The sequence below is a fragment of the Streptococcus sp. Marseille-Q3604 genome (genome assembly GCF_916619785.1).
In the GTDB taxonomy this organism is placed as follows: domain Bacteria; phylum Bacillota; class Bacilli; order Lactobacillales; family Streptococcaceae; genus Streptococcus.
Window position 1 is genome coordinate 551,891 of the sequence record NZ_CAKAKM010000001.1, and the last position, 13,649, is coordinate 565,539.

Genomic DNA, 13,649 nt, shown 5'->3' on the forward strand with positions numbered 1-13,649 from the left:
GCTTAATTTCCTAGTTGTTCAAGGGCAGCCTTAGCCGCTGCCTGTTCAGCTAATTTCTTAGATTTTCCAAGACCTGTGCTGAGCTCCTTACCATCAACAGCTACCTGCATAGTAAATTCTTTGGCATGAGCTGGTCCAGACTCGTCGATAACAGTATAAGTAATATCAACCGTACCATTGACCTGAAGACGCTCTTGCAAGGCTGTCTTATAGTCCGTGACGCGGTCAAAGTTCCCCTTTTCAACCTGAGGAATCATGACCTGATTCAAGAATTTCTCAACAGCAGGCAAGCCTTGATCCAGATAAAGGGCACCGAGGAAGGCCTCCCAGAGGTCACCTAGGATAGTGGCACGTTCACGTCCACCGGATTTTTCTTCTCCTTTACCAAGACGAATATACTGCTCGAATCCGCAAGCCTTTGTAAAACCTGCCAAACTTTCTTCACGAACGATAGTACTACGCATCTTAGACATTTCCCCCTCTGGCTTGTTAGGGTAGCGATTGTAAAGATAAACGGAAATGACTAATTGCAGAGCCGCGTCTCCTAAAAATTCCAAACGTTCATTATGTGAAATGTTTAGGAGGCGGTGCTCATTGGCATATGAGGTATGGGTAAATGCTGTTTCTAAGAGGTCTTTTTGGCTAAAAACAATACCAAAATCCTGCTCAAGTTTTTGTTCGAGTTGATTCATGAAACTTCCTTTCTTTTTAAGCACACTAATTATAATTATATCAAAAAAAGCTGATTTTCATGATAGAAAACTGCTTTTAGAACCTAATCTGCTGATTTTGTGAGATTTAACCTATTCAACTAAAAAAGCTGAGCAATCTGAATCTGCTCAACTTCATTTTCTTAATAATCTGGACGAACGACACCTGTAACTGTCTCACGTGTTGCTTCGACATCTTCTTCAAGGACGACCTTGATGATACGTTTAGCTTCTTCTGAAGTACATGCAACCAATGGCAAACGAAGTGGTCCAACTTCGAAACCAAGATGGTTAAGAACAGCCTTGACAGGTGCAGGACTTGGTACTGAGAAGAGAGCGTTAACTTTAGGAATAAATTTACGTTGGATAGCTGCTGCTGTCTTGAGGTCACTATTTTCAATAGCTTCAAGCATGGCGTGCATCTCATCACCATTTGTATGAGAGGCTACTGAGATAACACCGTTAGCTCCAAGGTTCATAGCGTGGAAGGCATCCCCATCTTCACCGGTATAAACCAAGAAATCTTCTGGTTTATGTTCGATAAGGTAGGCCATATTAGCAAGGCTGGTACATTCTTTAACCCCGATAATATTTGGATGTTCAGCCAAACGAAGCATGGTATCAGGAGCCATTTCAACAACCACACGACCAGGGATGTTGTAGATGATAATTGGCAAATCAGAAGCATCCGCAATGGCTTTGAAGTGTTGGTACATACCTTCTTGTGATGGCTTGTTGTAGTAAGGCACGATAGCAAGACCAGCTGCAAAACCACCAAATTTGGCAACTTCTTTGGCAAACTCGATAGAGTCTCGTGTATCGTTGGTACCGACCCCAGCAATTAATGGCACACGTCCATTAACGATTTTCTGAACAGCCGCAAAGAGTTCCAACTCCTCATCGTGAGTAAGTGTTGGACTTTCAGCTGTTGTCCCCGCCAAAAGAAGAGCTTCTGTATGGTGAGCCAAAAGATGCTCAATCAATTCTGGAAGCGCATCATAATTGATTGAGCCATCTTCGTGGAAAGGTGTAATAAGGGCTGTGATCAGTTTGACATCTCTTAATTGATCAATTGACATAATATTCTCCTTCAACCGTTTTCTAATCCTTTCCATTTTACCATAATTTTGACCAGACAGACAGATAAGTTAACAATTTTCTGAAAACGTGAGGACTGACTATTTCAATATGATAGTCAAAACACAAAAAAACAGAGAGAAGTCTCTCTGCTTTATAGGAATCATAACGCAGTGGTTGATTGGAACTACTCATGTCTGCAGCATTCGTACTTCCTAATCAACTGTGCGGGGGTGGTATAAAAGTCCTGTGGACTTTTATAGCCTAAGCCTTAAATTATAAAAGCGAAGGAGAAATCAAACTCTTCGAGTTACTGATTTCTGTTTCGCTCCCTATTTCAATTCAAATTTCAATTCTGAAGTTGGGCGAACCAAACCACGTTCGTGAAGTGTTTCTGCGATTTGTACTGAGTTCCAAGCGGCACCTTTAAGGAGGTTATCTGAAACAACCCACATGTGGATACCTTTTTCAGCATCCAAGTCTTTACGGATACGTCCGACAAATGTATCACGTGAACCTACAGCATTAACGGCTTGTGGGTAGACTTGGTTAGCAACGTCGTCTTCAAGGACTGCACCTGGGAATTCTGCAATAGCAGCTTTCACTTCGTCAATTGGTGCCACTTCTTTTGTTTCAATGTAAACTGACTCTGAGTGAGCTGACAAGACTGGAATACGTACACATGTTGCTGATACGGCAATGCTATCGTCTTCCATGATTTTCTTAGTTTCGTTTGTCATCTTCATTTCTTCGTAAGTGTAGTCATTTTCAGTGAAGACGTCGATTTGAGCCAAAGCATTGAAGGCGATTGGGAAGTGTTTCTTATCGCCACCACATGGCAAGATTTCAGCTTTAACATCACGTGGGTTAACGCCGTCATTCAAAACTTCTTTCAACTCACGTTGTGTTTCAAGGATTGCTCCCATACCAGCACCTGATACGGCTTGGTAAGTTGACACGATGATACGGTCCAAGCCCCATTTTTGACGAACTGGCTCAAGGGCAACCATCATTTGAATCGTTGAACAGTTAGGGCAAGCGATAATACCGTTGTGAGCATCAAGCGCATGTGCATTGACCTCAGGTACAACCAATGGTACATCTGGGTTTTGACGGAAGTATGATGTATTATCAACGACTACTGCACCTGCTTTAACAGCGTATGGTGCATATTTAGCAGAGGTAGATCCACCAGCTGAGAAAAGTGCAATATCTACACCTTCAAATGCGTCTTCAGTCGTTTCTTCGATAGTCACATCTTGACCTTTAAATTGCAAGACTTTCCCTGCAGAACGTGCAGACGCAAGGTAGCGAATGTTATCGATTGGAAGTGTTGATTCTTCCAACATTTTGATCATTTGAGCACCGACGGCACCTGTAGCACCGACAACAGCAACTGTGTATCCCATAGTAAAACCTCTTTCGGAATTTTCTATCAATTTAGTTTAGTGAATCTATTATACTACGTTTAAGCCCAGTTGAAAAGGGTTAAAACGCCAAGAATAAAGAAAAAATCCCCTACCAAATGGTAAGGGATAGGAGGCATCTTTCGATGAGAGTAGCAGGTTCACACAACTACTCAAGGTCCGCTCCTGCGTTACAATCTAATGTAGACCTCCTCAGCGCAAAAGGCTCTAAAGAGCCAATCGACTCATCGCATGTTTCTATTCTAGCATATTGAACGACAGAGTCAAGCTCTTGATTTCTATAAATACTTACTTCCCTCACGAATGCTAAGAGATGACATTTGACTAGCATGTTGATCAATAAAAGCCCGAACCCAATCAGGATTTACCTTTGAGTAATTGCGCAAACTCCAACCGATAGCCTTGTTAATGAAAAACTCAGTCTGTCCAAAGTTGTTACAGATAACCTCAGCTAAGAGGTTTGTATCAGTCAATTCTTTACGCATAAGCTGGTGGTCGATGGCAATACGTCTCAACCAAAAATCCTCATCCAGACTCCATTGACGCATGATATTCTTGGTTTCTGGGTAGTGAAAAGTAATCTCCCCGATGATACGGTCCAACTGATCTATACTGTCCCACCATGATTTGGTTTGAGCCAATTCCTTTAGCTTTGGAAAATCTTCAGGTCTAAGCTCCTTCTTCTTTTTATCCAGATAATCCATAGCAATATATTGAAACTCACGGTAAGGTTGCTGCCAACACTCTTCCACAAAAGTCCAATCAATTGGATGTTTTATGAAAGGCTTAAAAAACTCTCTTTCAATCTTTTTGAGAATTGGTTTTTGAACGCCAAGAAAGCTGAATTTATTTTTCATATAAGCTTCCATTGCTGGGACTTTCGTTGGATTAGCTTGGTCTTCTAACAATTTCAAAAGAATTTTTGTATCCATATGATTCCTCCTTTTTTACATCAAAGGTCCAATCAAAGAAAAGAGATAGCCACATAGACGATGAGCTAAAGGCATTTTTGATAAACTTTCCAATGTCACTTCCTCTGAAAGAGCCTGAGTTTTCTCAAAATCTTGTTCAATCTTAATCACTTCCAAATTTTTATAGAGATAAACCCCGTCTTCAAAATTTTGATAGAGACTTCGGTAGTCTGTATTAATGGTACCTACCACAGCTTGTTGACCATCAGAAACATAAACTTTAGCATGGACAAAGCCTGGGGTATAGCGGAAAATACGGACGCCAGCATCCAAGAGGGCTTTAAAATAGGTCGTCGCAATATCAAAGGCATACTGTTTATCTGGAATTCCTGGCATAATGATACGAACATCCACACCTCGTCTGGCCGCAAAGGTCATGGCCCGAACCAATTCGTCATCCAAAATCAGATAAGGCGTCATGATATAGACATAATTAGTTGATGTATTTAGAAGATGTAAATAAACATTTTCGGCAACCTTGTGGTAGGTCAGCGGTGAATTGCCATAAGGGAGTACAAAGCCTTGACTCTTTCTTTGTTGAGGTTTTTCTTGTAGATAGTACTCCACATCCGTTTTATCCTCTATTCCAGTCACTGTCCACATGGTCAAAAAGAGAGCTTTTAGCGTTTGAACTGCTGAACCATCTAAACGAAGGGCTGTGTCCTTCCAATGACCAAAGCGTTCTCGTTTATTAACATACTCGTCAGCGATATTAACGCCACCAGTATAAGCAACTTGACCATCAATCACTGTAATCTTTCGATGGTCTCGGTAATTGTAATAGGTTGATAGAACGGGTTTGACTGGTGAGAAGGCCTGGGCTTTAATGCCAACCTTGTGTAGTCGCTCAATATAATCGTAGGACAAGGTAGTCATCTCATTCATCCCATCAAACATGACACGAACGTCCAGACCTGCCTTGGCCTTCTCCTCTAAAATTGTTAAAATCTCGCCCCACATGATTCCTTCGTCAATGATGAAATATTCCATGAAGATATAACTCTCCGCCTTTTTCAAATCCTCCAACAAGGCTGGAAGCATGTCATCTCCAAGTGGAAAATAGGTAACCTCTGTGTTTCTGTAGATAGGAAACTGTGCTGGACTATGCTCCAAAAAATAAGCTAATTTCTGTAATTGGCGATCACTTTGGGATAAATAATCAGCAACTTCTGGATTGGTGCTTAAATGGTCGGATGCCTGCACTGTAGCATCCTCAAGCCGTTTCTTCAAGCGTCTGACACCCAAATCAGCCAGTGAAAAGTAAAGCAGAGCCGTCCCAAAAATTGGAAAGAGGGCAATGATAATCATCCAGGACAGTTTGGAACGAGAATCCATGGAACGATTGAGCAAGTAAAAGAAGGTAAAGACACTCAACAAGTGTTCCCATAAGATAATGGATGGGAAATGCTCTTGTAGGCTGAGATATGAAAAGACAAGAAAGGCCAATTCCAGTAAGAAGAACAGGAGGATGGGAACCTTTCGGTTAAGTAGAATTTTGCCCCATCTGGAGGGCTTTTGGGGTAACAGTCTAGCACTTTGTTCTTGAGTCATATAGGCTCCTTTCGTGTAGGGGAGACCATTACAACTTTCCGGTCTCCTTCAGTAATTTTATTAGTATCGTTTTAGCCTATGAAAAAGGCAGGAATAATTAGCTATTGCAATTTAGAATTGGCGTGGTTTCTACTGTATTTTCCTGACAGGACCATCTAAGGTCTTTTGCATCCAGACAATATCATGCCATTGCTCAAACTTGTAGCCCACTTTTGGAAAATGAGCAACTTGGACATAACCACGTTTTTCATGCATAGCAATGCTAGCCTCGTTCGGAACAGCAATACAGGCTAAGAATCGCAAAAAGCCCCGTTGTTCAAGTTCCTCTTCAAGAGCATCATAGAGCTGACTTCCCAGACCTCGACCACGGGCATCTTCATGCAAATAGATGGACAATTCAGTTGTCCAATTATAAGCTGTCCGGGCATAGTAGGTTGAAGCATAGGCATATCCGAGAACTTGTCCATCCTCTTCAGCGACCAGATAAGGGTAAGTTTCAAGGGTTTTATTGATACGATTCTCAAATTCTTGAACACTGGGAACTTCATATTCAAAGGTAATGGCCGTCTTCTCAACATAGGGTGCATAGATGACCTGAATAGCTTGTGCATCAGCCAAGTTGGCTGGACGAATGGTTAACATCATTTTCTCCTTCGACTTCATTATCTTTATTTTATACTATAAAAAAAGAGGGCTCAACCCTCTTCTTACAAAAATTGACATTACATCAATGGCGCCACTAGTTTGGTCAATAAGCCTAAGGCCTTTTGATGGAATGGAAGTTTTTCAACGTCAGTCGTGCTGACTCGGTGACACTGGTCTTTTGTCGCTTGGAAATCTTCCTCAATAGCAAGAACCGAAGAAGTCCTATAGAGATAGGTCGCACACTCAAAATGATGATATAGACTTCGGTAATCTAAATTAATCGTTCCTACAACAGCCCGACTATTATCACTTACAAAGATCTTGGCATGAATAAATCCAGGTGTGTACTCATAGATTTTAACGCCAGAGGCTAGCAGTGTTGGGTAGTAGGTCTTAGCTAGGTAGTAAGCTGATTTTTTATCAGGAATACCAGGCATGATGATACTAACGTCTACCCCACGCTCAGCCGCAAACTTGAGAGCATGGAGTAGTTCACCATCCAAAATAAGATAAGGTGTCATGATATGAACAAAATCACGCGCATGGTTAAGGATGTCAATATAGACATTCTCACCAACTTTATCCTTGTCCAATGGAATATCCCCATAAGGAACAACAAAGCCAGGGGTATCAAAGACCTTATGTTCAACCATATACGGCGTAACATCTAAAGTTTCGTTAGAATAGGTCCACATCTGAAGAAAGAGAACTAAAAAAGTATCAACCGCTGGGCCCTCCAGCATCAAGGCAGTATCTTTCCAATGACCGAAACGCTCAATCTTGTTGATATACTCGTCAGCTAAATTAACCCCGCCTGTGAAAGCAACCTTACCATCAATCAGCAAGATTTTCCTATGGTCACGGTAATTGTAATAGGTTGACAGGAAAGGGGTTACCGATGCAAAAACTCGAGATTGAATGCCAATTTTTTCCAATCGTTTCTTATAGTCAAAACTCAAAGTTGAAAATTCATTCATACCGTCATACAGGACTCGAACTTCCACCCCTTCTTGAACCTTTTGTTTCAAGATTGCTAGGATTTCACCCCACATTTCACCTTCACCAATGATGAAATATTCCAAGAAAATGTACTTCTCTGCTTTAAGGAGCTGTTTCTTCATTTCCTCAAACTTGGCTTCACCACTTGGGAAATAGGTCGTCTTCGTGTCACGATAAACTGGAAAGGAACCGTTCACATTTTCAAGATATTGGACCAAGTTATAGTTGCTGGTGTGACGCTGTTTAAGCTCTTCGAGGGCCTGATTATCTTGTTTCAGAATACCAGAACTGCGGTCAATATTGCTCTGAATAGCACGCTTCATCCCTGTGTAACCTATATCAAGTTTCGTATAAGCCAAGAGCAAGGTTCCGATAATAGGGAAAGGCAAGACTATCAGGAGCCATGTATTTACAGCCGTCGACTCCATATCACTTTGAAAGAGATAAATAATGGCCAGAATACGAAGGACTACTTCTGTAACTTGCAGGTGTATCCTATATTGATGCAACCAGAGGTAAGACATGGCCACAACAACAAGCTGCAGTAAGATGATTAAGAAGATAATCGTAGCACGACTAAAGATTCCACGAAGAAAGCCACGACGACTCTTATCATAAAGACGTTCAATTTTAGCTTCGTTTTTGATAGCATGACTCCTTTCCCTTTTTAATTAATCTTATTATAACAAAATTTGTAAAATTAAGCTAGACAGAAAAAGCCATCTAGGCTAGTCTCAGATAAACACCACATTTATCTGAAAGGAACTAACATATAGGACGAAATGGATTACCGAAACAAATGGATTTTACGAATGTTTCTCAAAATTATGAGGCTGGGACAAAAGTCCTAGCCTCTCAATTTGTCTTTGGATTGTCGAGAAAGACGCAGTGGTTGAGTGGGCTCTACTACGCTGATTTCATCAGCTTTTACAGCCCTACTCAACTGTGCGGAGGTGGGACGACGAAATCGAATTCTAACGAATTACCGATTTCTGTCCCACTCTCAAGAAATAGAATTCCTAGGAAATCATTGAATTATCAATCACCCTACCAAGTTTTTCTGAGTTACTTGAAAAGTCTAACTTAATTGTTATCATTTAATTTATCTAACAGAGCCTCTGCTACTTTTTCAGGGATTCCAAGAGCTTGAATGTCTTCGGCACTGGCTTTTTGGATAGCTGTCATAGACTTGAAGTGTTTGAGAAGTTTTTGTTTGCGCTTAGGTCCTAACCCCTCCACGCCATCAAGTTTAGAACTGAAACTATTCTTACTACGGACTTGACGATGGAAGGTGATGGCAAAGCGGTGTACTTCATCCTGAATACGGTGAAGGAGGAAAAATTCCTCGGATTGACGTGGCAAATCAATGACTCGCAAAGGATCTCCAAAAAGCAATTCATTGGTTTGGTGCTTGTCATTTTTCTGAAGACCTGCAACTGGGATAGATAGATTGAGTTCCTTGCGAAGCACATCCTTGGCTACATTGACCTGACCTTGACCACCATCCATGATAATGAGGTCTGGTGGCGTTAGACCATCACGTTTGACACGACTATAGCGACGACGAATGACCTCACGCATACTGGCATAATCGTCAGGGCCTTCAACAGTCTTAATCTTGTATTTGCGGTACTCTTTTTTATTAGGTTTACCATTTTCAAAGACAACCATGGCAGAGACAGGGCTAGTTCCCATGATATTAGAGTTATCGAAAGACTCGATACGGACCGGTGTCGGAATCCCCATGAGTTTGCCTAGATTTTCAATAGCTCCTTGGGTCTTAGCCAAGTCTTTTTCGAGGAGATCAAATTTTTGGGTCAAACTGACGCGGGCATTTTTCGTCGCCAGATTAACCAACTGCTTCTTCTCTCCACGTTGAGGTTTAAAGACCTTGACCTCATCTCCAACTAGAGCCTCAACAGACTCTTGATCAATGTCTCCTGGAATGAAAATCTCCTTAGGCTTGAGATGACGACTATCCAGATAAAACTGACCCATATAGGTTAGGAAATCTTCCTCAGCATCATTATAATAAGGGAACATATTGACATCACGCTGAATGAGTTTCCCTTGGCGAACAAAGAAAACCTGAACACACATCCACCCCTTATCCACGTAGTAACCGAAGATATCACGGTCCTGCATGTCTTGACGGATAACCCTTTGCTTGGTCCTAAGCGTCGAAACCGCCTCAATCAAATCGCGATACTCCGCAGCACGCTCAAACTCCATCTGGTCAGACATATCCTTCATCTTGGCCTTAAGCTGATTAACGATTTTATCATCATGACCGTTTAGGAAATTCTTGACATCTTCAACCAAACCTTGCCAATAGTCCTCAGTGGTGTGACAGATGGTGTGGGCATTACATTGGCCAATATGGTAATAGAAACAGACCTTATTGGCCGGATTTTTACATTTCTTAAAGGGGAAAATACGGTCCAAAAGCTTCTTGATTTCATTGGCCGCACCAGAGTCTGGGTAAGGACCAAAATAGAGACCGCCATCCTTCTTAACCTGGCGGGTAATCAAGAGCCTTGGATAGAGCTCCTTAGTAATCTTGATAAATGGATAAGACTTGTCATCCTTGAGGCGGATGTTGAATTTAGGCATATTCTCTTGGATAAGATTAATTTCCAAAAGCAGGGCCTCAATATTGGACTCGGTTACGATAAATTCAAAGTCTGCAATCTCAGATACCAAAAGCTCCGTCTTAGTATCATGACTTCCACGAAAATAGCTACGCACACGATTTTTTAGATTTTTAGCCTTACCGACATAAATAATATTGCCGAATTTGTCCTTGTGGAGATAGCACCCCGGGTTGCTTGGGAGCAGTTCCAACTTATGTTTAATCAGATCATTCATGTTTTCATTGTAGCAAAAAAAGAGCTAAAAAGCTCTTAATAGTCATAGGTAAATACAATTTGAAAAGAGGTCTATTTGCTCAAAATCGTCAAAATTTCTTGGTAGTTTTTGACTTGATAGGTTGGAACAGCTGGAGTCTCATTAACCAAACCTTTTGGATTAAACCAAATGCTGTCAATTCCTGCATTATTACCACCTTGGATATCAGCAGTTAGACTATCACCAATCATGAGGGCCGAATCGGGATGAAAGTCATTTACCTGATCCGAAATTTTTTCAAAAAAGTCAGTAGACGGTTTGTGGGCACCCACTTCATCTGAAATGAAAATATCGTCGAAGAATGGCAAGATGCTTGAGGCTTGCAGACGACCACGTTGGATGTAGCTAACACCATTAGTTGCTGCATAAATATTGTGGCCGCGGTCTTTAACATTCGATAAGAAAGCATGGGCCTGAGGCAACTCCTGCCCCTGTTGGCTCAAGAAATGCTGGTAACGGCCAGCTAAGTGACTGCCATCAACCTCCTGTCCAAAATGCTCAAAAAGACGTGAAAAGCGCGTGCGAAGCAACTCAGGCTTAGTGATTAAACCATGATTAAAATCCTCCCACATGGAACGGTTCATGGGGATATAGTGATCCTTGTAAACTTTAAGATCTCGTGAAGCCACCCCAGCCTCTTCAAGCAAGTAGTTTAAAGCCAAATCTTCAGCACGGTCAAAATCTAGGAGGGTATGGTCAAGATCGAAAAGTAAATGGGTATAGGTCATGGCGTATCCTTTCTGATACTTGAATCTTTAGGCTCTATTTTACCACAATCTAGCTATATATGAATAAATCATAACCACCCGTCTAACGGGTGGTTTGATCAAGGGCTATAAGCCCATAATACCAGCCATCGCCTAAAGACGCTGGCTTTCACTTTGTTCAAGCCTTATTTATTGCTTTTGACTCGTCACAAGCCTCTCAAAGAGGCATTCGCATTACTTACCGTTATCCCTAAAGGGATTTTCATATTCTTTAACGCTTAATTTGTCCAATGCGATATCATGCTTCTCTTGTTCCTGGATATATTTCTTAATTGTGGCTTCATTAAGTCCTACCGTACTTACATAATAACCTTCTGCCCAAAAATGTTTGTTCCCAAATTTATATTTTAAATTGGCGTGTTTATCAAACATCATCAATGCACTTTTACCTTTTAAATATCCCATAAAACTAGCTACACTCATTCGTGGTGGAATACTTACTAGCATATGAACATAATCTGGCATTAAGTGGCCTTCTATTATTTCAACACCTTTATATTGGCATAGTCTATGAAAAATCTCTCCCAGACTACTCCTATATTGATTATAGATTATTTTTCGTCTATACTTAGGTGTAAATACAATGTGGTACTTACACATTCATTTTGTATGTGATAAACTGTGAGCTTTTTGCGCCATAGTCTTAACTCCTTCCGTTTTACAATTGGCTTGAACACCTATATTGTAACTCGTTTGGAGTTTTTTTGTTATGATGGTATAACCTTCGATGCGCACCCGCATAGCGGGTGGTTTATTTGTTTCGCACCTTCGGAGCGAAACGGACTTAAAGTCACATAATAAAAAAAGACGACCCGCAGGTCGTCCTCTCTGATTTATGAAAAATAAGTATTGCTTACTTAATAGACCAACATTATATCCATTAAAGCTTAAAGAAACCTTAAAATAGGATATTTTTCAAAAAATACAATTTTACTTAAAACCCTAATATCACTAATTCATGGTATACTGAAAATACAAGATTAATCAGACGAGGCGTTCTATGAAAAATTTAAAATTTCAATCCGTTTTTGACATCATCGGCCCTGTCATGGTAGGACCTTCCTCAAGCCATACTGCAGGAGCTGTTCGTATCGGAAAAATTGTCTCTGCCATTTTTAGTGAAACACCGACTGAGGTGGAATTTCAACTTTTTAATTCCTTTGCCAAGACCTATCGAGGTCACGGGACTGATGTAGCTCTAGTAGCTGGTATTTTAGGCATGGAGACTGACGACCCTGACATTCCGCACGCACTGGACATTGCATACGAAAAAGGCATCAAGGTCTATTGGAAAATCAACAAAGATAGTAATGCACCGCATCCCAACACCACTCGTATTACACTAAAAAATGCTACAAAAACTATCTCTGCCACTGGTGTTTCCATCGGTGGGGGGAATATCCAAGTGACTGAGCTCAATGGTTTTGCGGTCAACCTCAAAATGAATACACCTACACTTATCATTGTTCACCAAGATGTTCCAGGAATGATTGCTCTTGTGACTGATATTTTATCTCGTTATGGTATCAATATCGCTCAGATGACCGTCACTCGAGAAAATGCTGGTGAGAAGGCTATTATGATTATAGAAATTGACTCGCACCAGTGTGATGAGGCCGTCAATGAAATCGCTAGAATTCCTCATCTACATAATGTCAACTTTTTCAGCTAAGAGGGGGATTGCATGTTTTACACTATTGAAGAATTGGTTCAACAAGCTGACCGTGATTTCCAAGGCAATATTGCTGAACTCATGATTGCCACAGAAATCGAACTATCTGGACGTGACCGTTCTGAAATCTTAGAGCTCATGACACAAAACCTTGAAGTGATGAAGCAATCTGTCCAGGCTGGCTTATCACCAGAAAAGTCACCGACAGGCTTAACCGGTGGTGACGCTGCCAAACTGGATGCCTACATCAAAAGAGGAAAGACTTTGGCTGATTCTGCTGTTCTGGGTGCTGCTAGAAATGCCATGGCCGTCAATGAATCTAACGCCAAGATGGGCTTGGTTTGTGCCACACCAACTGCTGGATCAGCAGGTTGTCTACCTGCTGTTCTCACAACAGCTATCGAAAAACTGGGCTTGAGCCAATCACAACAACTGGATTTTCTTTTCACTGCCGGTGCATTTGGTCTAGTCATCGCAAATAACGCCTCAATTTCTGGAGCAGAGGGAGGATGTCAGGCCGAAGTTGGCTCTGCCTCTGCTATGGCTGCTGCAGCTATTACAATGGCTGCTGGTGGAACACCCTTCCAAGCTAGCCAGGCCATTTGCTTTGTGCTTAAGAATATGTTGGGGCTCATTTGCGACCCTGTAGCTGGATTAGTCGAAATTCCTTGTGTCAAACGTAATGCTATGGGAGCAAGCTTTGCCCTAGTAGCTGCCGATATGGCCTTGGCAGGTATCACATCTGCCATTCCAGTCGACCAGGTTGTTGACGCTATGTATCAGGTCGGTTCAGCCATGCCAACTGCCTTCCGTGAAACTGCTGAAGGTGGCTTAGCAGCAACTCCGAAAGGAAAAGCACTCGCAAAAGAAATCTTTGGTTGATTTTTTAGAATAATCACAAAAAAACTTAGAAGCACTCATAC

Annotated in this window: 12 protein-coding genes; 2 read left to right on the plus strand and 10 right to left on the minus strand. The window is 41.4% G+C overall.

Translation table 11 applies throughout. The annotated features are described in order from the left end of the window. Nucleotides 1-2: 2 nt before the first annotated feature. The 10 genes from rnc to tnpA form a co-directional block, all read right to left on the minus strand. Nucleotides 3-692, minus strand: a complete 690-nt coding sequence (gene rnc / locus LG375_RS02485; protein WP_004182345.1) for a ribonuclease III — start codon at nucleotides 690-692, stop codon at nucleotides 3-5. Between the two features lie 161 nt (nucleotides 693-853). Continuing rightward, complete coding sequence (gene dapA, locus LG375_RS02490; protein WP_013990425.1) at nucleotides 854-1,789, minus strand: 4-hydroxy-tetrahydrodipicolinate synthase; 936 nt, start codon at nucleotides 1,787-1,789, stop codon at nucleotides 854-856. Nucleotides 1,790-2,119: 330 nt separating this feature from the next. After that, on the minus strand, nucleotides 2,120-3,196 hold the full coding sequence (locus tag LG375_RS02495) for an aspartate-semialdehyde dehydrogenase (RefSeq protein WP_060973253.1): 1,077 nt from the start codon (nucleotides 3,194-3,196) through the stop codon (nucleotides 2,120-2,122). 296 nt (nucleotides 3,197-3,492) lie between these two features. Next, nucleotides 3,493-4,146, minus strand: a complete 654-nt coding sequence (locus LG375_RS02500; protein ID WP_002885253.1) for a DNA alkylation repair protein — start codon at nucleotides 4,144-4,146, stop codon at nucleotides 3,493-3,495. Between the two features lie 15 nt (nucleotides 4,147-4,161). After that, nucleotides 4,162-5,736: a cardiolipin synthase gene (cls, locus tag LG375_RS02505; protein ID WP_070839558.1), complete on the minus strand. Its 1,575-nt coding sequence runs from the start codon at nucleotides 5,734-5,736 to the stop codon at nucleotides 4,162-4,164. A gap of 129 nt (nucleotides 5,737-5,865) precedes the next feature. Beyond that, a complete protein-coding gene (locus LG375_RS02510) occupies nucleotides 5,866-6,378 on the minus strand; it encodes a GNAT family N-acetyltransferase (protein WP_225745368.1) in 513 nt (170 codons plus the stop codon). A gap of 80 nt (nucleotides 6,379-6,458) precedes the next feature. Then, nucleotides 6,459-8,009: a cardiolipin synthase gene (gene cls, locus LG375_RS02515; RefSeq protein WP_318779994.1), complete on the minus strand. Its 1,551-nt coding sequence runs from the start codon at nucleotides 8,007-8,009 to the stop codon at nucleotides 6,459-6,461. A gap of 454 nt (nucleotides 8,010-8,463) precedes the next feature. Continuing rightward, nucleotides 8,464-10,248 carry an excinuclease ABC subunit UvrC gene (gene uvrC / locus LG375_RS02520; protein WP_070838932.1) on the minus strand — a complete coding sequence of 595 codons (1,785 nt, stop codon included), beginning with the start codon at nucleotides 10,246-10,248 and terminating at the stop codon, nucleotides 8,464-8,466. A 71-nt stretch (nucleotides 10,249-10,319) separates the two neighbouring features. Further along, nucleotides 10,320-11,015: a YjjG family noncanonical pyrimidine nucleotidase gene (locus LG375_RS02525; protein WP_070838933.1), complete on the minus strand. Its 696-nt coding sequence runs from the start codon at nucleotides 11,013-11,015 to the stop codon at nucleotides 10,320-10,322. Between the two features lie 213 nt (nucleotides 11,016-11,228). Continuing rightward, a complete protein-coding gene (gene tnpA, locus LG375_RS02530; protein WP_070838934.1) occupies nucleotides 11,229-11,654 on the minus strand; it encodes an IS200/IS605 family transposase in 426 nt (141 codons plus the stop codon). A gap of 400 nt (nucleotides 11,655-12,054) precedes the next feature. On the opposite strand from tnpA, the gene sdaAB reads away from it, so the two are divergent. Both sdaAB and sdaAA read left to right on the plus strand, forming a co-directional pair. Then, a complete protein-coding gene (gene sdaAB / locus LG375_RS02535; protein ID WP_070838935.1) occupies nucleotides 12,055-12,726 on the plus strand; it encodes an L-serine ammonia-lyase, iron-sulfur-dependent subunit beta in 672 nt (223 codons plus the stop codon). Nucleotides 12,727-12,738: 12 nt separating this feature from the next. Next, nucleotides 12,739-13,608 carry an L-serine ammonia-lyase, iron-sulfur-dependent, subunit alpha gene (sdaAA, locus tag LG375_RS02540; protein WP_225745216.1) on the plus strand — a complete coding sequence of 290 codons (870 nt, stop codon included), beginning with the start codon at nucleotides 12,739-12,741 and terminating at the stop codon, nucleotides 13,606-13,608. Nucleotides 13,609-13,649: the final 41 nt, after the last annotated feature.